General features: G+C 71.1%; 16 protein-coding genes. 7 read left to right on the top strand and 9 right to left on the bottom strand.

What is annotated here, in order from left to right:
- Positions 1-2 precede the first annotated feature (2 nt).
- A complete protein-coding gene (locus OG285_RS34500) occupies positions 3-2,432 on the top strand; it encodes a GH92 family glycosyl hydrolase (protein ID WP_371793286.1) in 2,430 nt (809 codons plus the stop codon).
- Positions 2,433-2,578: 146 nt separating this feature from the next.
- Here the strand turns inward: OG285_RS34500 and OG285_RS34495 are convergent, their stop codons facing one another.
- The 4 genes from OG285_RS34495 to OG285_RS34480 form a co-directional block, all read right to left on the bottom strand.
- On the bottom strand, positions 2,579-3,007 hold the full coding sequence (locus OG285_RS34495; protein ID WP_356831969.1) for a hypothetical protein: 429 nt from the start codon (positions 3,005-3,007) through the stop codon (positions 2,579-2,581).
- Between the two features lie 236 nt (positions 3,008-3,243).
- Positions 3,244-3,915 (bottom strand): DNA polymerase ligase N-terminal domain-containing protein, encoded by a 672-nt coding sequence (locus OG285_RS34490; RefSeq protein WP_356831967.1) that lies wholly within the window; start codon positions 3,913-3,915, stop codon positions 3,244-3,246.
- A gap of 20 nt (positions 3,916-3,935) precedes the next feature.
- Positions 3,936-5,435 carry an MFS transporter gene (locus OG285_RS34485; protein WP_356831965.1) on the bottom strand — a complete coding sequence of 500 codons (1,500 nt, stop codon included), beginning with the start codon at positions 5,433-5,435 and terminating at the stop codon, positions 3,936-3,938.
- A gap of 250 nt (positions 5,436-5,685) precedes the next feature.
- Positions 5,686-5,889: a cold-shock protein gene (locus OG285_RS34480; protein WP_164262258.1), complete on the bottom strand. Its 204-nt coding sequence runs from the start codon at positions 5,887-5,889 to the stop codon at positions 5,686-5,688.
- Between the two features lie 494 nt (positions 5,890-6,383).
- Between OG285_RS34480 and OG285_RS34475 the strand changes: the two genes are divergently transcribed.
- The 3 genes from OG285_RS34475 to OG285_RS34465 all read left to right on the top strand — a co-directional run bounded on the left by OG285_RS34475 (position 6,384) and on the right by OG285_RS34465 (position 9,809).
- Positions 6,384-7,547, top strand: coding sequence for a S1 family peptidase (locus OG285_RS34475; protein ID WP_371793285.1), 1,164 nt, complete (start codon positions 6,384-6,386; stop codon positions 7,545-7,547).
- Between the two features lie 336 nt (positions 7,548-7,883).
- Positions 7,884-8,717, top strand: a complete 834-nt coding sequence (locus OG285_RS34470; protein WP_371793284.1) for a PP2C family protein-serine/threonine phosphatase — start codon at positions 7,884-7,886, stop codon at positions 8,715-8,717.
- A 96-nt stretch (positions 8,718-8,813) separates the two neighbouring features.
- A complete protein-coding gene (locus OG285_RS34465) occupies positions 8,814-9,809 on the top strand; it encodes an MASE1 domain-containing protein (protein WP_371793283.1) in 996 nt (331 codons plus the stop codon).
- 49 nt (positions 9,810-9,858) lie between these two features.
- Here the strand turns inward: OG285_RS34465 and OG285_RS34460 are convergent, their stop codons facing one another.
- From OG285_RS34460 to OG285_RS34450, 3 genes are read right to left on the bottom strand one after another with little or no spacing between them, the layout of a single operon-like run.
- Positions 9,859-10,425, bottom strand: coding sequence for an isochorismatase family cysteine hydrolase (locus OG285_RS34460; RefSeq protein ID WP_356831957.1), 567 nt, complete (start codon positions 10,423-10,425; stop codon positions 9,859-9,861).
- Positions 10,422-12,167 (bottom strand): MFS transporter, encoded by a 1,746-nt coding sequence (locus tag OG285_RS34455; protein ID WP_371793282.1) that lies wholly within the window; start codon positions 12,165-12,167, stop codon positions 10,422-10,424. The genes OG285_RS34460 and OG285_RS34455 overlap by 4 nt, the downstream gene beginning before the upstream one ends.
- Positions 12,167-12,625 (bottom strand): MarR family transcriptional regulator, encoded by a 459-nt coding sequence (locus tag OG285_RS34450; RefSeq protein WP_356831953.1) that lies wholly within the window; start codon positions 12,623-12,625, stop codon positions 12,167-12,169. Before OG285_RS34450 ends, OG285_RS34455 begins: the two co-directional genes overlap by 1 nt.
- A 327-nt stretch (positions 12,626-12,952) precedes the next feature.
- Between OG285_RS34450 and OG285_RS34445 the strand changes: the two genes are divergently transcribed.
- The 3 genes from OG285_RS34445 to OG285_RS34435 all read left to right on the top strand — a co-directional run bounded on the left by OG285_RS34445 (position 12,953) and on the right by OG285_RS34435 (position 17,757).
- A complete protein-coding gene (locus OG285_RS34445) occupies positions 12,953-14,830 on the top strand; it encodes a hypothetical protein (RefSeq protein ID WP_371793281.1) in 1,878 nt (625 codons plus the stop codon).
- Between the two features lie 401 nt (positions 14,831-15,231).
- Positions 15,232-17,100 (top strand): APC family permease, encoded by a 1,869-nt coding sequence (locus OG285_RS34440; protein WP_371793677.1) that lies wholly within the window; start codon positions 15,232-15,234, stop codon positions 17,098-17,100.
- Positions 17,101-17,271: 171 nt separating this feature from the next.
- A complete protein-coding gene (locus tag OG285_RS34435; protein WP_371793280.1) occupies positions 17,272-17,757 on the top strand; it encodes a hypothetical protein in 486 nt (161 codons plus the stop codon).
- A gap of 18 nt (positions 17,758-17,775) precedes the next feature.
- Here OG285_RS34435 and OG285_RS34430 read toward each other — a convergent pair whose 3' ends face one another.
- Positions 17,776-18,360, bottom strand: a complete 585-nt coding sequence (locus tag OG285_RS34430; RefSeq protein ID WP_371793279.1) for a hypothetical protein — start codon at positions 18,358-18,360, stop codon at positions 17,776-17,778.
- 105 nt (positions 18,361-18,465) lie between these two features.
- A complete protein-coding gene (htpX, locus tag OG285_RS34425; protein WP_356831945.1) occupies positions 18,466-19,371 on the bottom strand; it encodes a zinc metalloprotease HtpX in 906 nt (301 codons plus the stop codon).
- Positions 19,372-19,462 lie beyond the last annotated feature (91 nt).

Genomic DNA, 19,462 nt, shown 5'->3' with positions numbered 1-19,462 from the left:
CCATGCCCCTGAGATCACCCCGCTCCCTGCGCAGGACCTGCGCGTCGGTCGCGGCCGTGGGAGTCGCCACCGCTCTGGCGGCCGCTCTGCTCGCGCCGTCGGCCGAGGCCGCGCCCCTGGTGCAGCGGCCGACCGCCTACGTCGACCCGCTGATCGGCTCGGCCAACGGCGGCAACACCTACCCCGGCGCCACCGCACCGTACGGAATGATCGGCTGGTCGCCGACCAGCACCAGCGGTGACCAGACCAACACCGCGGCCGCCAACGGCTACGACTACAACACGACACGGATGCGGGGGCTGAGCCTCACCCATGTCAACGGCGCCGGATGCGCTCCCGGCGCCGCGGGCGACGTCCCGATCATGCCGTTCGTCGGTGACGTCACATCGTCCCCGTCGGCCGACACCAAGGACGCGGTCTACGCATCCGGCTTCCGGCACGAGAACGAGAGCGCCACTCCGGGGCGCTACCGGGTGGGGCTCGACTCCGGAGCATCGGCGGACCTCGCCGTCAGCCCGCGGGCCGGAGTGGCCGATTTCGCCTTCCCGGCCGGGAAGCCCGCCAGCCTGCTCTTCCGCGTCTCCAACTCGCTCAACGGCAGCGAGGACGCCCATGTCGACATCGACACGGTCCACCGCAAGGTGACCGGCTGGGTACTCACCGGCGCCTTCTGCGGCCGCCGCGCCAACGGCGGCACCAACAACCGCAAGAGCTATTACAAGCTGTACTTCAGCGCTTCCTTCGACCGGTCCTTCACCACGCACGGGACCTGGAAGGACGGGACGCTCTCGCCCGGGTCCGTCTCCGCTTCGGGCGGCGAGGGCTACGCGACCGGAGCGGACCGCGCAGGCCGCGGTTCGGGTGGCTGGGTCGGCTTCGACACGTCGTCCGACAACGATGTCAGGATGCGCCTGGGTATCTCGTACGTCAGCCTCGGCGGCGCCGAGACCAACCTGCGCCAGGAGATCGCACCCCGCGCGGGCGTCGCGGACGTCGCACGGGACACCGGCCGCGCCTGGGACCGTGAGCTGCGTGCGGTACGGATCGGCGGCGGCAGCACCGCACAGCGCACCACCTTCTACACCGCGCTCTACCACTCGCTGATGGAGCCGAACCTGATCAGCGACACCGACGGCCGCTACCCCGGCATGGACGGCGCCCCGCACCGGATCGGACGGGGCCAGCGGGCGCAGTACAGCAACTTCTCCGGCTGGGACCAGTACCGCGCACAGATACAGCTGCTGGCCGTCCTGAAGCCGGAGGTGGCCGGTGACTTCGCGCAGTCGCTGTACAACTTCTCCCGTCAGAACGACGGCGTGTGGGACCGCTGGGTGCACATCAGCGGGGCCACCCATGTGATGACCGGCGACCCCACCGCGGCGACCCTGGCGACCTTCTACGCGATGGGCGTACGGAACTTCGACTACCGGGGCGCCTTCGACTCGCTGGTGCGCCAGGCCACCGTGCCCCGGCCCGACGGCCTGTCGGACGCCGGGTGCCCCGGTCAGTGCACGGGCCAGCGCCCCAATCTCGCCCAGTATCTGGTCTCGCACTACGCACCCCAGGACGTCTGCCACTGCTGGGGCGGCGCCGCCGAGACGCTGGAGGACGCGGTCGCGGACTCGGCACTGGCGAAGTGGGCGGCGCTGCTCGGCCGGACGCGCGAGGCCGCCGAGTTCACCGCACGCGGCGGGTGGTGGCGCAACGTCTTCAACCCCCGGGCCACCGCGGACGCGGGTTACATCCAGGCGCGCGACGCGGACGGTTCCTGGGTGACGCCGTTCAGCGCGGGCAGCGACCTCGGATTCGCCCAGGGCACCAGTGCCACCTACAGCTGGATGGTGCCGCAGGACGTCCAGGGACTGGCCACCGCGATGGGCGGACGGCAGGCCGCGGCCGGGCGGCTCGACGGCTTCTTCCACACGGCGGACGGCGCCTGGTCGGTGAAGGGCGGCGACGCCCTGCGCTACGACCCGACCAACGAGCCCGGTATCCACGCCCCGTGGCTCTACAACGCGCTCGGACAGCCCTGGAAGACGCAGGCCACCGTCCGCCAGATCCTCGACACCGTGTACGGCACGGGTCCGGCGGGCCTTCCGGGCAACGACGACCTGGGCACCATGTCCGCCTGGTACGTGTTCTCCGCGCTCGGTCTGTACCCGCAGACACCTGGCAGCGCGTCGTTGCTGGTGGGCGCTCCGCTGTTCCCGAAGGCGGTCGTCAGCCGTGCGGGCAGGGGCGACATCACCCTCAGCGCGCCCGCGGCTGACGCGTCACATCCGTACATCGGCGGGCTCTCGGTCAACGGCCGCAGCAGTGACCGTTCGTGGACCGGCGCCCGGCTGGTCACGTCGGGCGGAAGCCTCTCCTACCGCCTGTCGGACCGGCCCGACACCACCTGGGCGACCGCAGGGGACAGCCTGCCGCACTGACCGCGGGGTGCGCCGGAAGGAGCCGCCTGGATGCCGGGGAGGTCGGTGCGTGCGGCATCAACCTCCGCGGCTTCCGCATCGGACCCGGCCCCGGTGGGCCGGGCCGGCGGCTGCCCCGGCACCCGGCCGGTCCACGGCTCAGCGGGTCACGCCGGCCTGCCGAGCGACCAGCCGGACACATCGGCGAGCCGCCCCCGCCAGAGCGGAAGCGTCACCGGGTTCACCGCGCCGACGACCAGCGTGGCATCGCGCAGATGGATCCACCGCGGCAGCTGGTGCGGCCCTTCGTCGCCGTGCAGTTCGCTGAGCGCCTGGTCGACGGTCTCCGGGAACCCCGCCATCACATCGGCGCCGGACCCGCCCAGCTCCCGAAGGCTCTTCGACCAGTCGGCCTTCCACGCCTCGTGGGCGATGAGTTCTCCGTACAGCACACCGCCCGGAACGTTCAGCGTGACCGGCAGACTCGCCCGCAGCTGCTCGCCGAGCAGCCGGACCAGCAGCTGGAGCTGGAGATCCGGAACGGGCTCGGTGACGGTCGGTACGGAGTCGTGCTGCGGCTCCGGGGAGCTGTTCATCAACATTTCCTTTCGTGAAGCGGCTCGGCCGCTGCCGACCACCGGTGGGCTGTCGCCACCACACGGATGGCGCCTCCGGTGGCCGCGCGCCGCGCCGCCGTCCGGCGGGACCGCCCGCACCTCCTGCCGTCTGCCCCACCAGCGCGGATCCAGCGCTTCCGCGCTCGGAATTCCCGCGTCAGTTTCGTCGAGGCCCATGACCTTCGCCCGGGGGAAGGGCCGTCGGTGCGCCCGTTTCACCGCGCCCCGCTGTCGCCGTCCGCCGCGTTCTCGGCGACCTCCTTGAGCGTCCTTCCGGTACGGACCGAGCGCGCCCGGCGGGGATCCGTCGCGCCCTGGCTCTCCCGGGACGCCGTTCGCGTCCGGCCGGTCCGGTCCCGCGCCGTGCCGGTCTTCTCCCTCGCCTTGATGAGCAGCCAGGCCTCGGGGTCGGTACTGTCGCCGCCTCCGTGGAAACGCGTCAGCGCGTACTCACCGTGCAGCTTGGCGCCGTCCAGCCAGAAGGTCGCGTGCCCGCGCTCGATGGACTCCCCGAACGGGACGGTGTGGCCGCGACGGTCGTGACTGAGCGGCCGGTACGTCCCCTCGTCCCAGACGATGACCGTGCCACCGCCGTACTCGCCCTGCGGAATGACCCCCTCGAACTCGCGGTACTCCAGCGGGTGATCCTCGGTGGGTACGGCGAGGCGCTTGTCCTTCGGCTCGGCGGACGGCCCCTTCGGCACGGCCCAGGACTTGAGTACGCCGTCCACTTCGAGCCTGAAGTCGAAGTGCATCCGGCGCGCGTCATGGATCTGCACCACGAAGCAGGGCGCGTCGCCCTGACCCGCCGCCCCGCCGCGCGGCTCCGACGTCGTCCCGAAATCCCGCTTGCCGCGGTACTTCTCCAGCGGTTCGTCGCCGCTCATGTCCGGTGCCTTCCTCGCGTTCATACGGCGGGGGCGCTCGGCGGCGCCGCCGGTCCGCCGGTCACCGGGGCCCGCTGGGAGAGCGGGCGTGCGATGTCCTCCAGGGACTTGCCCTCCGCGTCCACCGCGAACAGCACGGCCACCACCCCGGCGGCGACCATGAGCGCGGCACCGATGCAGAACGCCACCACGGCGTCCGAGACCACACCGCTCGATGTGAGACCGGAGAAGATGAGGGGGCCGGAGATACCTCCGGCCGCCGTGCCGAGCGCGTAGAAGAGGGCGATCGCCATGGCGCGGGTCTCCATGGGGAAGATCTCGCTCACCGTCAGATAGGCCGAACTGGCCCCGGCCGAGGCGAAGAACAGCACCACGCACCAGCAGGCCGTCATCGTCGTCGCGTTGAGCCACCCCTGGTCGAAGAACCACGCGGTCACGAAGAGCAGCAGCCCGGAGAGGATGTACGTACCCGAGATCATCTTCTTGCGCCCGACGGTGTCGAAGAGCTTGCCCAGCAACAGCGGGCCGAGGAAGTTGCCGAACGCGATGACCGCGAAGAAGTACCCCGTCGTGCCGCTGGACACCCCGAAGAACTTCACCAGGATGGAGCTGAACCCGAAGGTGATGGCGTTGTAGAGGAACGCCTGGCCGATGAAGAGCGAGAAGCCGAGCGTCGCGCGTTTGGGGTACGAGCGGAAGAGCGTACGGCCGATCTCGACGAAACTGACGCTTCTGCGCTGCTCGATGGTGATGGCCCGGCCCGCTTTCGGCAGCGGGGCGCCGGTCTCCTCCTCGATCTCCTTCTCGACGCCGTCGACGATCGCGTTCGCGCCGTCGGACTGTCCGTGGATGAACATCCAGCGCGGGCTCTCCGGTACGTGCCGGCGGACCAGCAGGATCACCAGACCGAGGACGACGCCGAGCGCGAACGTGAGGCGCCAGCCGATGTTCTTGGGGAAGATGCCGGTGTCGAGGGCCAGGACCGAGAGGAGGGCGCCGCCCATCGCGCCGAGCCAGTAACTGCCGTTGATGATCAGGTCGACCCGGCCGCGGTACTTGCTGGGGATCAGTTCATCGATGGCCGAGTTGATGGCCGCGTACTCGCCGCCGATTCCGAAGCCGGTGAGGAAGCGGAAGAGGAAGAACCACCAGGACGAGAAGGAGAGCGCGGTCATCGCCGTGGCCGCCAGATAGACGGCGAGGGTGATGAGGAAGAGCTTCTTGCGGCCGAAGCGGTCGGTGAGCCAGCCGAAGACCAGCGCACCCGAGCAGGCGCCCGCCACGTAGAGGGCGGCGCCGAGCCCGGTGACCTGGGAGTCGCTGATGGACAGTCCACTGCCGCTCTCCGAGAGCCGGCTGGCGATGTTGCCCACCACGGTGACTTCGAGGCCGTCGAGGATCCACACCGTCCCCAGGCCGATCACGATCATCCAGTGCCAGCGCGACCAGGGCAGCCGGTCCAGCCGGGCAGGCACCTCGGTGGTGATGGTGCCGATGGCGGGGCCTCCGGCGCTGCTCATCAGATTCCTCCTGCGTACGGCGGCTCCGGCGGCAGCCGAGAATCATTCGCTGCCCAGGAGATCATCCACACAAACAGGGGAACGCACCTGCGGAACACGCCCGTACGGTCCATCGCACACCGGCGCGCCCCGGTACGAAGGCCGGTACGGGGGCCGCAGCGGGGGCCTCAGCAGGGGCGAACACTCCGTGAAGATCCGGAAACGGCAGTGCCCGCCTCCGGCACAGGCCGGAGGCGGGCACACGCGTGGATCAGGCGGGAACGATGTTCTCCGCCTGCGGGCCCTTCTGGCCCTGCGTGATGTCGAAGTTCACCTTCTGGCCCTCCTGCAGCTCGCGGAAGCCCTGAGCGTTGATGTTGGAGTAGTGGGCGAAGACGTCCGGGCCCCCACCATCCTGCTCAATGAAGCCGAAACCCTTTTCCGCGTTGAACCACTTAACGGTGCCACTGGCCATGATTGCCCTCCAAGGGGACTCGAAGTCGGCTCCCGCACTTTGCGGGGGCCGGAGGTGATCGCCCTGGTCCTCGGAGACGCCGAACAGCAGACCCGCCCGTGCATGTACGCACGGGCGAGAGGTACTTCGGAACCACGACAGCTGAGTGAGACGCTACACGGCCGAACGCGCGGCGACCCCGTCGGCTCATCCGTTGAGCCCCTCGTGGCACACATCCGGCCGTTTCATTGCGTTCGATATGACGATCAATGTCCCACTCGCCCCCGCCTCCGGGCACACGAAAGTGCGAATGAAGATCGGGACAGAAGAAATTCACGCTCCGCCGCGTCGCGCTCCACCAGGCACCCGGAGAACCGTCATTCATTGGCATGGACCTGATTAACGAGTTCGGCTACGCTCCGCTGCGGCACACTCTGAGAGCGCTCCCAACGGAGCGCGCCCGGACGCCTGCTGTTCCATCCCCACGATGCTGGAACAACAGAAGGGCCAGAACCTTGAGACGCAGCACTCTCACCCGTACCGCGCTGTCCGCACTTCTCGTCGTCGGGACCTGGGCGACTGCCGGACTCGTACCGGCATCCGCCGCCGACACCCCCTCCGCGGCCTCCTCCGCACGCTCCACGCAGCCGGCCTCCGACGGCCTGCTCTCGGCCATGCGGAAGGACCTCGGCCTCACAGCGGCCCAGGCCCGGGCACGCCTGGCCTCCGAACGGACCGCGACAGCACTCCAGGGCACGGCGCGCCGCGCGGCCGGCTCGTCCTACGGCGGCGACTGGTACGACGCGAAGAGCGGAAAACTGACGGTCGCCCTCACCGGCGGCGGGAGGGCGGACGCGGTGCGGGCGACCGGGGCGGCCGTCAGGCTGGTGGAGCACAGCGCCCGCGAACTCGACGCGGTCAAGAAGCGGCTGGACAGGGGCGGCGCGCCCGCCGGAGTCAGCAGCTGGCACGTGGACCCGGGAGCCAGCCGGGTCGTGGTGGACGTCGTCGCTTCAGCAAAGAATGACAACGATGTCCGGTCGTTCATCGAACGCGCCGGGAAGAGCGCGCCCGTCACGGTGAACGAGGTACCGGCGGCGGCCCGGACCCTGTCCGCCGGCACGGTGGGCGGAGATCCGTACTACACAGGCAACGTCCGCTGCTCCATCGGCTTCTCCGTCAACGGCGGCTTCGTCACCGCGGGACACTGCGGGCAGCCGGGAGCCGCGGTGAGCGGCTGGGACGGCTCGGCCGTCGGCAGCTTCCAGGGTTCCTCGTTCCCCGGCGACGACTACGCCTGGGTCAGCGTCGGCAACGGCTGGTGGACGGTCCCGGTGGTCCTCGGCTGGGGTACGGTCTCCGACCAGCTGGTCCGCGGCTCGGCCGCGGCGCCCGTGGGCGCCTCGATCTGCCGTTCCGGCTCCACATCGCACTGGCACTGCGGAAACGTCCTGGCCACCAACGAGACCGTGAACTACAGCCAGGGGGCGGTCAACGAGCTGACCAAGACCAACGTCTGCGCGGAGCCCGGCGACTCCGGCGGCTCCTTCATCAGCGGCGACCAGGCCCAGGGCGTCACGTCCGGCGGCTGGGGCGACTGCACCGGCGGCGGGGAGACCTGGTTCCAGCCCATCAACGAGATCCTGAGCCGTTACGGCCTGACGCTCACCACAGCCTGACGCACGTCACGGCGGCAGGCGGACGCGACTGAGTTCCGCGTACGGAGTTCCTGGTCCGCGGTCCCGGGTACGGAGCCTGCCGTGGCGGACGTGCACACGTCCGGCCGTGGCGGGCGGCGTACCGGCGCGTGGGATCCGTGTCCGCCGCCCCGGGCCCCTTTCTCCACCGCCGGGGGCTGCGGGATCCCGGCTCCGGAAATAGGATGCAGGTGACGGTCTCCGGACCCACGGACCGTGATCGTCGGAGAGGAGAGACCCGACGGGCCGGCACACGGCCTGCTCCGCGACCACGGGCCCCGGTCGCGGTCCGGGAACACACGCACCGCGGAGCCGCTCATGAACCGGCGTCGTCCTCCTCGTTCCGCAAGCGCCGACGAGCTCCTCACCACGCTTCACCAGCTCACCGCCCGGGCCCGGCGGGAAGTGGAACTCCATCAGGCACGGGTCGAACTGGCCGAGGCCCTGCAGCGCGAGATGCTCCCGGCCCATCTCCCCGACCTGCCCGGCCTCCGGACCGCCGCCCGCTACACGCCGGCCCGCAGCGGTCTGGACATCGGCGGCGACTGGTACGACGGGTTCCCGCTCCCGGACGGCTCGCTCGGGTTCGCCATCGGCGACGTCCAGGGACACGACGTCGAGGCGGCCGCCTTCATGGGCCAGATCCGGATCGGGATGCGCGCCATCGCCAGCACCGTGGCGGATCCCGGCGAGATCATCGGCCAGACCAACGACCTGCTGCTCTCGGTGAACTCCACGCTCTTCGCGACCTGCACCTTCCTGCGCTTCGACCCCGTGACCTGGGAGATCGACAGTGCCCGCGCCGGACATGTTCCGGCGGTGTGGGCCTCGGCGGACGGGCGGACAGGCATCATCGACGACGAAGGCGGCCTGCCCCTGGGCATCCAGGAGAAGCAGCACTACCCGGTCACCCGGCGGCGCCTGACGGAAGAGGGCGCGTTCGTGCTGATCACCGACGGGGTCATCGAAGGGCCGTCCTTCTCCATCGAGAAGGGACTGGAGGCCGTCATGCACCGGGCGGGCGCCCATGCGGGTGCCGACGCCGACGAACTCGCCGACGAGATCATCAAGGCCGCGGTGCTCACAGGCCACCAGGACGACGCCGCCGTGCTCGTGCTGTGCCACGACAGTGCCCCCGGCAGAACCGCGTGACAGCCCCCGCGAGCCCGGCCTGATCCACCCGCGAGGCTCCGGGGCCTCGCGTGTCTTGCCCGGCCACCGCCCGGGACACGGTGTCTGATGGGCGCCGTGATCCGCAGCGAGACAGCCAGAGGGGCGACGGCGACCGCCCTGCGGATCGTCGCCGTCGCCATCGCGTACTACGTGTCCGGCCGGATCGGACTGCTACGGCAGGTGACCGTCCACGGCGCCGTCGTCACACCACTGTGGCCGCCGACGGGAGTCGCGCTGGGCTGCCTGCTGTACTGGGGCCTGCGGATCTGGCCGGGCATCGCGATCGGGGCCCTGCTCGCCGTCGCGTGGACCGGCCACTCGATCGACCCCGGCGACATCGCCATCGTCGCGGGCAACACGCTCGCCCCTGTGTGTGCCCTTCTGATGCTCCGCAGGGTCGGCTTCCGGATGGCCCTGTCCCGGCTGCGGGACGGCACCGCCCTGATCTTCCTCGGAGCGCTCAGCTCCATGCTGGTCAGTGCGACGACGGGCAGCACGGTGCTGCTGCTCGACGACAAACTCCCCAAGAGCGGGTTCTGGCCGGTCTGGTTCGCGTGGTGGGCCGGGGACGCCATGGGTGTGCTGATGGTGACCCCGCTGCTGCTCCTGCTGCGCCGGGCCCGGATGCCCCGGCGTACGGACCGATGGGTGGAGGCGGGGGCGCTGGTGGTGACGGCCGCCGTAGTGGTCCCGGTGGCGACCGGAAGCCACTACGCCCTGCTGTTCCTGGTCTTTCCGCTGCTGATCTGGGCAGCGCTCCGCTTCGAACTGGCGGGCAGCGCGCCCTGCGCGCTCCTGGTGGCCGTGCTGGCGGTGATCGCCGCCACCGGGCGGGCGGGTTCCTTCAGCAGCCTCACGCTGTTCGAAGCGATGATCAACCTCACGGCGCTCAACGGATCGGTGGCGCTGACCGCGCTGCTGCTCGCCGCGATCGTCACCGAGCACCAGAACGTACGCCGCCGGATCGAGCGGGCCTGCGAGGAGCTGGCCGACGTGGTCGAGCAGCTCGCGCCCGCGGAGCAGCGCCGCGGATGGCCGTCGTCGGACAGCCGCCGGCGCGACGGCGGCTGAGGAGGCGGGTCTCCCCCGCCTCCGACCGCCGGCGCGGCGCGCGGCGGGATCACCGGCCGAGCGCCGCGACCCACTTCTCGGTGCTGAGGACGTCCGCCTGACGGGGGAACACCTTCCCGGTCAGTACCCGGTGCACCTCCGGATCACCGTCGACGCAGCAGTCCTCCAGCACGGTGAGACCGAAGTCCAGGTCAGCGGCCTGCCGCAGGGTCGACAGCACGACGCCGCTGGTGGCGATGCCGGTGAGGACGAGGCTGTCCGTTCCGCGCGCCCTGAGCACCATGTCGAGGTCGCTCCCGGCGAACGCGCTGACGCGCTTCTTGGTGACCACGATGTCGCCCTCCCGGGGCGCCACATCGGGGTGGATCCGGGCGGCCGGGTCGCCCTCGGCGAATCCGGCAGCGCCCGCGCCCGCGAGCGCGCTGAACGTCTTGTTGCGGGGGCTGATCTCGGGGTGTCCCCTACGGAAGCCGACCACCACGTACATCACCGGAACGCCCGCGGCACGTGCGGCGTCGATCGCCCGGCCGAGCCGCGGCAGGTATTCGGGGTCGTTGCCGAGCCGCTCGACGATGCCCTGCTGGACATCCATCACGAGAAGGGCGCTGTTCGTCATCTCTCGGTACCTTTCGCGGTGTTGCCCCGGTTCGGGGAGCCGGCGGGCCTGTCACCCGGGCCGGCCTTGTAGTGGCGGCCGCGCAGCAGCGAGGCGAGCGCGGCGACCAGTGCCATCACGGTGGCGGCGCCGAAGACCGTGACGAGTCCGTGGTGGAACGGGCCCGAGACGAGTTCGGGGAAGAACTCCTTCCCGGTGAGGGTCATGACGTTGTGCGTGGGCAGTTTGTCGAGCACTCCGCTGGGTTTGAGGAGCTGGCTGATCGGGTTCTTGCCGAGGAAGGTGGCGAACAGCGTGCTCACCGGCGGAAGTCCGGCCACCTGCTGGGCCGTCCCCGCGGGCACGCCCTGGCCCTGGAGTCCGCTGCTCAGCGCGTGCGGAAGGGTCCCCGCGAGGCCGGAGATCATCAGGGAGAACGAGAGGCCGATCGACAGTGCGGTGCCCGAGTTCTGGAAGGTCGAGCGCATCCCCGACGCGACTCCGCGCTGCTCCGGCGGCACACTGCCCATGATCGCCGAGGTGTTCGGGGCGGAGAACATCCCCTGGCCGAGGCCGCTGAGCAGCAGCAGGGCGGCGAAGCCCGGGTACGAGAAGTCCACCGGCAGGAGCAGCAGGCCGACGAAGGCACCGGCCACGAGCAGGAGTCCGGTGGTGGAGAAGAGCCGTGCGCCGTAGCGGTCGGAGAGGAAGCCGGACACCGGTCCGGCGATGAGGAATCCGACGGTCAGCGGCAGCATGAAGATGCCCGCCCAGAGCGGGGTGCTTTCGAAGTCGTATCCGTGCAGCGGAAGCCAGATGCCCTGCAACCAGATGATCAGCATGAACTGGAGTCCGCCGCGGGCGATGGCGGTGAGCAGCGCCGCGAGGTTCCCGGCGGCGAAGGCACGTACCCGGAACAGGCCGAGCCGGAACATCGGTTCGGCGACCCGGGTCTCGATGAGGCAGAAGGCCACGAGCAGCAGCGCTCCGCCGCCGAGCCCGCCCAGCACCATGGGGTTGGTCCAGCCGGTGGGGTGGCCGCCGTACGGCTGGATTCCGTACGTGATGGCGGCCAGCAGGATCCCGGCGCCGCCGGTGAAGGTGATGTTCCCCGCCCAGTCGATGCGGCCCGATGTGCGGGAGCCGGTCTCGCGCAGGCTGCGGTACGACCAGATCGTGCCGAACACCCCGATGGGCACACTGACCCAGAACACCGCGCGCCAGTCGATGGTGGCCAGCAGACCACCGGCCAGCAGTCCGAGGAACTGCCCGGCCAGCGCGGTGATCTGATTGATGCCCAGCGCCATGCCGCGCTGCCGGGCGGGGAAGGCGTCGGTGAGGATGGCCGCCGAGTTCGCGGTCAGCATCGAGCCGCCGACGGCCTGGACGACACGGAATCCGATCAGCCACAGTGCGCCGGGACCGCCCTTCAGCGGATCGAGCGAGAGGGCGAGCGAGGCGCACGCGAAGATCGCGAAGCCCATGTTGTACATCCGGACCCGGCCGAACATGTCGCCGAGCCTGCCCAGCGCGACCACCAGCACCGCGGAGACCAGCAGGTAGCCGAGGATCATCCAGAGCAGATAGCCGATGTTCCCGGGGGCCAGCGGGTCGAGCCCGATGCCGCGGAAGATCGCGGGCAGGGAGATGATCACGATCGAGGCGTCCATGGTCGCGATCAGCACACCGAGCGTGGTGTTGGAGAGCGCGATCCATTTGTAGCGGTCGCCCACCTCGGCGTTCCCGCTGCGGCTGGCGGGCATTACAGCCGCTCCGCGAGCCGGTCGAGCAGCGGTACGACCGAGAGCAGCCGCTGCCGTTCGGCGGGCGTGAACTCCCCGTCGAGGACCTCGGTGAGCCGCTGGACGGACTCCGACCGGCGGTCGATCAGTACTTTGCGGCCGGCGTCGGTCACCGCTATCACCGCGCGCCGGCCGTCCCGGATGTCCGGCTCACGGCTCACCAGCCCGCGCTCCTCCAGGGCGGCCAGCGTGGATGCCATCGCCTGCGGGCGCACGCGTTCCAGTTCGGCGAGCGATCCCGGGGAGTCCGCTCCGTCGCGGCTCAGCCGGGAGAGCACGGACACTTCGGAGAGCGTCACGTCGCCGACCCGGTGGGCCTGCCTGAGACGGCGGGCGATCCGGGCCACCGCAAGCCGTATGGACGCCGCCGCCCCGGCGGCGTCCACCGGTTCCGCGCTGTCACCCATGGGCTCGGTCACGTCATCACCCCCGCTGTCGTTCGCGCCCTCTGCCGGTATCAGTTAATAACAATAGACTTATCAACTGGTCATAACCACTGGGCGTCCGGCAGGCCCCGGCCTCCGGGACAGCCGTTCGGCGCAACGCGGGCGCCGCACGGCTGTCTTACCTCCCACCTGGCCTTTTGCGGCCCGGCATCGGTACCGGTCGCAAGACGTCGCAGCCCCCGGCGCCGACTCCCGGCCTAGCCTTCGAGACACGAGGCCACACGGCGGGCGCCGTCGGCGTCCGTCCGCGCGATGCCCGCCGTTGCTTTCCGGTCCGGGTTCACCATGAAGGAAGCTGCCATGGACGACGGCCTGCCCCCGCCCGGCCGGGCCACCGGAACGCGACGGCCGGCGGGCGGGCCCGTCCGGGTGCTGCGCGCGCAGCGGCTGCCGGACGCCGCGCCGCCGCAGTGGCACCGCGGGCTGACCGTGATCGCGGTCATCAGTCTGTTCATCGGCACCCGCGCCCTCTGGACCCAGGCCACTTCTTCGCACCCGGTCGTCGCGGCGATCGTGACGGTCTGTTACGCGGGGATCCTGACGTGCGGCGTACTCGCCCTCTCCGTACGCGGCCGCCGCGCCCTGGCGAAGGTGGACCTGGCCGTCCTGGGGCTCGCGGTCGCCCTGGTCCTCTGCCACTACTGGCTGGATCACGCCGGTTCCGACGAAGGCGTGCTGACCGCTCAGGCCGCGAACGCGATCCTGCACGGCCGGCCGGTCTACGGGCAGCCGTGGCCGTGGCTGTTCGGCACACCGAAGGTCGGGGTCACCAAGACCATGTCGGGTGGCGCCGACTACACGTACGCCTATCCGCCGCTGACCGCGCTGATCGCCGCCCCGGTCCACGCCGTGGTGCACTCCACGGCCGCGGCGACCCTGGTGACCACAGCGGCGCTGCTCGTCGGCACGGTCACCCTGTTCGCCCTGGTCCCCGCGCCGTGGCGGCCGGGGGTCACCGCCGTCTGTCTGGGCTTCGGCCTGCTGCCCGGGTACGCGAGTTCGGGCTACCCGGCCGTCGTGGCCCTGGCCTTCCTGGTCCCGGTCGTCGTCCGCTGGCCCGGCACCGGCGCGGGCGGACACCTGGGACGGTACGGAGTGTTCCGGGCCGTCTGCCTCGGTGCGGCCTGCGCCAGCCAGCAACTGGCCTGGTTCCTCGTCCCGTTCCTGCTGATCGGCGTCCACGCCGTGCGCCGCGGCGAGCTGGGCGGGCGGGCCGCGCTCGGTGTGGTCGCCCGTTACGCGGGCACGGCGGCCCTCACCTGGGCGGTGCTGAACGCCTACTTCGCCGCCGACGGCTTCCACAGCTGGCTGGAGGGTTCGCTGCTGCCCGTCACGCAGGGCGCGATCCTGCACGGCCAGGGCGCCATGGGCATCTCCTACTACTTCACCGACGGCAGCAGCCGTCTGGACTTCTACTCCTACGCGAGTGTGCTGCTGCTCCTGGGGCTGCTCGGCGCCACCCTGCTCTTCGTACGGCGGCTGGGCCCCGCGCTCACCGTGCTGCCCTGGCTGCCCTTCTACCTGGCCACGCGTTCGCAGGACGGCTACTTCCTGCTGATGACCCCGCTGTGGCTGGCGGCCGCCGCCACCGTCCCGGCCTCGGCTCTGGCGACCGCCTGGCAGCCGCGGATCCCGCGCGTGCGCTCGCACCGGGCCAAAGCCGTGGTGGCCACCGTGCTGGTCGTACCGTCCCTGCTCTGCCTGACGGTGGCGGCCGCGAGCCCGCCGCCGCTGCGTATGAGCGTGACACCGCGGCTCGCCGACCGGCAGCACCGGGGCATCACGTCCGTCCTCGTCCACGCGGTGAACACCACGGGTCACGCGCTCTCGCCGCACTTCGCCAGCCGTACCGGTCAGGGGGCGTCCGGCTGGTGGACCATCCGCTCGGGCCCGGCCACCATCGCCCCGCACGCCTCCGCCTCGTACGTCGTCAGCCCGCCGGGCGGATTCCGCAGGCTGCCCCGCAACGGCGCCCGCTTCTATCTGATCGCGGTGAGCGACAAACCGATGACCATCACCACCGCCACCCTGCCCTCGGCCCCTGCCACCGCCGCCCCACCGGGGCGCTCACCGGGGCCGCCCGCGTACGCCGCCCCGGGGCGCGTCGGCGGCCGCGGCACCACCCCGGCAGGGTGGATCCGTCGCTGCGCGGCGGGCGGCGCGGGCGGTCCGCTGTGAGCCGGGCGCGGGGCCGGGAGCCCCGCCCGGAGGACCGGGGGCAGGACAATGCGGCCGGCCCGCCGCTCGTGTCCGTCCCCGAGCTCAGCGAGGAACAGTCGACACTGCTGCGGCTGGTCGGGCACGAGTGGGGGCGGGTGTCGGCGGCGCCCGCGGCCTGGCGCCATGCCCTGCCCGTCGATCCCGATGTGGGCAGCTTCCCGAAGCCCGCGCAGATCGTGCCGGCCCGCTTCGGGCGTTTCGTTCCGGTGGCCCCGCTCGTCGGCCGGCCGGCCGGTTCGGGCGCCCGCGAGTTCGAGGTCGGCTGGGAGGAAGCGGGCGGGGCCGGCAGGACACGGGCCCGGATCCGGCGCGCGGTCCTGGGGGCTCCGCTGCGGAGTTCGGCGATCGCGCGCGAGCGGATGCGCAAACTGGTGGCGCTGCCGGTGCTGTCGGCGGACGCGCTGTCGTCGGTGGCGTACGGCCCGGAGGCGCTGCTGGCGGTGCTGGTGATGGCCGGCGCCCCGGGGCTCCGGTACTCGGTTCCGGTGGCGCTGGCGATCGTCTTCCTGATGCTGGCCGTCGGGATCTCGTACCGCCAGACGATCCGCGCCTATCCCCAGGGCGGCGGCTCGTACATCGTCGCGACGGACAACCTCGGCCGGCTGCCCGGGCTGGTGGCGGCTGCCGGTCTGATGACCGACTACATCCTGACCGTCGCCGTCTCCATCTCGTCCGGTATGGCCGCGGTGACCTCCGCGCTGCCGGGGCTGGCGGGCGATACCGTACCGATCGGGGTCCTGGTCGTCGCCCTGCTGCTCGCCGGGAACCTGCGCGGTGTCCGGCAGGCGGGTGCCCTCTTCGCGGCGCCGACGTACGCCTTCGTCATCGCCATCGCCGCGCTGGTCGCCTTCGGGCTCTACCATGCGGCGGGCCGGGGTTTCGTCCCGGTGCCCACGCCCCCGCAGCACGCGGTCGAGGGAGTCGGCCTGCTGCTCGTCATGCGGGCCTTCGCCTCGGGGTCGACGGCCATGACCGGTATCGAGGCGATCTCCAACGCCGTGCCGGCCTTCCAGCCCGTCCCCTGGCGCAATGCGCGCACCACGCTCGCCTGGATGATCGGGCTGCTGGTCGCCCTCTTCGCGGGGACGGTCGCCATGGTCCATCTGGAGGGCGTCGTACCCGAGTCCGGGGAGACCGTGCTCTCGCAGCTGGCCCACCGCAGTTTCGGGTCGGGCGGCATGTACGTCTTCACCCAGGCGGCGACCGCGCTGGTGCTCCTCCTCGCCGCGAACACCGCGTACAACGACTTCCCCCGGGTGCTCTTCCTCCTGGCACGCGACCATCACGCGCCCCGGGTCTTCCTGCGGCTCGGCGACCGGCTCGCCTTCAGCAACGGGGTCATCCTGCTCTCCGTGGCAGCGGCGGTGGTCTACGTGGCCTTCGACGGCAAGACCGACTCGCTGATCCCGCTGTACGCCGTCGGGGTCTTCCTCGCCTTCACGCTCTCCCAGAGCGGCATGGTGGTGCACTGGTGGCGCGCGCGCAGCCGGCACTGGCGCAAGAGCCTGTGCTTCAACGCGACCGGCGCGCTGCTCTCCGCCGTCGTCTTCATCACGGCCGGAATCACCAAGTTCACCGAGGGCGCCTGGCTGGCGCTGGTCACCGTGGCGCTGTTCCTGCTGGTGACCACGCGGATCCGGCGCCACTACGACCGGGTGGGCGAGGCGCTGCGGCTGCACCCGCAGACCATCGAGGTCCCCAGCCGCACGATCACACCGCGCTCCGGCAGTTCGCTGCCCGCCGTGCCGCCCCCGAGCCCGCCGGGCGCGGTGGGGCCGGCGTCCGGGGCCGCGCAGGAGGACCGGGAGTCCGAGGACTCACCGGAGTCGATCAGCCACCTCTCCGTCGTCCTGATCGACGCGCTGCACCAGGCGAGCATGCGCGCGCTCGCCTATGCCGCCTCCCTCCAGCAGCCGGTTCTCGCGCTGCACGTCAGCGTCGGGGACGAGGACGCCGACCGCTTCCGCGAGGCCTGGCTCTTGTGGGGCGACCACCTTCCGCTGCGGATCGTCATCTCCCCGTACCGCGCGACCGTCGCTCCGCTCGTCGGCTACATCGAGTCGCTGCACCACCAGCGCCCGGATCTGACCATCACGGTGATCCTTCCGGAGATCGTCGTACGCCACTGGCGGCACCGTCTGCTGCACAGCCCGCTCGGCGGGCGGCTGCGGCGCGCCCTGCGGCCCCTGCCGAAGATCGTGGTGACGACCGTGCCGTTCCACATCTGAGCCCGTGTCCTGGCCCGTGCCGCGCCCGGATCCCGAGTCCGTGTCCGAGCCGCCGCCGTTGCCCTCGCGCGGGGAATACAGTGGAATCGAGGTAGTGATTTATCCGGTTTGTCTACCTGTTGGGGCCGCCCCCGGTGCCCGGGACCACGCCCCAGGGAGGTCGTGCCGCGTATGAACTCCGAACACGCCGAACGGCTGGTGACCGCGCTGCGCGCCCGTGGGGTGATGGCGCACGTCGCCGAGGTGGGTGTCTACCAGTTCGGGGTCCGGGTCGTCATCGACTGGAACATCGAGGCGGTCTGGGACACGGACGGGGCGGCGGGGCTGGACGCGCAGGTGCTCAGCGACGGGATGCTGGTGGGGTTCGTTCCCCACATCGCGGGCTCGGAGGACTTCACCGAACAGCAGCTCGTCGACGCCATCGCGACCACGAGCTACTCGACGGAGGGCCTCCGCCCACCGCCCGGGACCGGGACAACTACGCGTACGAGTCCGACTCCGAGCACAGGTACAGGCACGGGCAGCGCCGCGGGCGGACCGGACCGGCCCGACGGCCAGGGGCAGGAGCCCGCCGCCGCTCCCCCGCCTCCGCCGGCCGGACCCCGGCCCGCTTCCCCCGGCCACCGCAGGCCGAGGAGCCGCTGGTGGCAGCGCTGAACCGGGGGCGGAGCAGCTCTACAGGCCGGGCGCACCCCAGACCGGGAACCACCGGGCGAGGTCCGGCTCGACGCGCAGGTCGTCCCCCAGGACCGCCTTGACCTGGAGTTCCAGCGGGCTGTTCCGCTTCTCCGTACCGTCCGGCATCGGCGCGAAGGGGAAGAACGTGCCCCGCTTGTACAGATAGACCAGCGCGAGCGGCCGCTGCTCGGCGTCCTTGAACGCGACCAGTGAGCACAGCAGCTGCGGGCCGAAACCGCCGTCCTCCAGCAGTGAGTTGACGGCGTGCAGGTCGTTCACGAGCGCCGCCGTGTCATCGGGCGGCTGCTGGGCCAGCAGCCAGGTGTAGCCGTATGAGTCCTGGCTGAACCGGACCGGGGCGCCGCCGCGGCCGGTGTCCGCGTCGAGCAGTTCCTCCACGTCCTGCTTGATCCGGGCGAAGCCGCCGCCCTCGACGCCCGCGAAGCAGACGGACCCCATGCCGGTGGGGGTGAATCCGGCTCCCGCCTGGAGGGTGAGTGCGGCGGACGGCACGGCGAACAGCTGGTCCAGATCGGGGCGGACCGGCTTGCTCCGGCCGAGGATGCTGTCGAGAAATCCCACGGGCGCACTCCTACGGGGTCAGGACGGCCGGACGCCGGACGCCCGCCCGTTCTTCGGTCACGGACGGACGCACCGGGCCCGCACGACGAGCCGCGGGCCCCGGTGTCACGGACGGGCGAGTTCGGTGGAGATACGGGCGAGCTGGTCCAGCCGCTGTTCGAGCGTCGGGTGGGAGGAGAAGAGGCGGCCCAGGCTCTCCTTCGAGGAGAAGGCGGGCATGAAGTAGAAGGCGTTGTACGGCTCCGCCTTCCGCAGGTCCTCGGTCGGGATCCGCGCCATCTGGCCGTTCACCTTGGTGAGCGCCGAGGCGAGGGCAGACGGGCGGCCGGTCAGCAGGGCGGCGGCCCGGTCGGCGGACAGTTCCCGGTACCGGGAGAGCAGCCGGGTCAGCAGGAAGCTGACCACGTACACCGCGGCGCTGATCAGCGGGACCAGCACGATCGCGAGGCCGAGCGGTCCGGCGTTCCTGCTGTTGCGGGCCAGTCCGCTCCACAGGGTGATACGGGTGATGAGTCCGGCCAGCACCCCGAGGAACGAGGCGATCGTCATCACCGCGGCGTCGCGGTGGGCCACGTGGGACATCTCGTGGGCGAGGACGCCCTCCAGCTCTTCGGGCTCCAGCCGGCGCAGCAGACCGGTCGTGGCACAGACCAGTGCGGTGCGCTCACTGCGGCCGGTCGCGAAAGCGTTCGGGATGTCACTCTGGGCGATGGCCACCTTCGGTTTGTCCATGTCGGCCAGCGCGCAGATCCGGTCGATCGCGCCGTGCAGCTCGGGGGCCTCCTCGGCGGTGACCTCCCGCGCCCCCATGGTGAGAGCCGCGATCTTGTCGCTGAACCAGAACTGAGCGACGAAGAGAACACCCGCGACGATCAGGATGATCGGCCAGGCACCACGCAGCAGAACGAGCAGCACGCCGACCAGGACGACATACAGCAGTCCGATCAGGAACATGGTGGTGACCATGCGCGTGGTGAGACCGCGATCGAGGGTGTAGCGGCTTCGTGTCATCTTCGTCTCCTGTAGCGGTTCTCCCCCTTCGGCAATTGTCCTCCTTCCACGTAAAGACGGGGTATGCAGCGGGTTCGGCGAGTTCTCCGAT

The organism is Streptomyces sp. NBC_01471 (assembly GCF_041438865.1).
Lineage (GTDB): Bacteria > Actinomycetota > Actinomycetes > Streptomycetales > Streptomycetaceae > Streptomyces.
The sequence above is the reverse complement of the archived record's forward strand: the minus strand, read 5'-3'. Positions and strand labels throughout refer to the sequence as shown.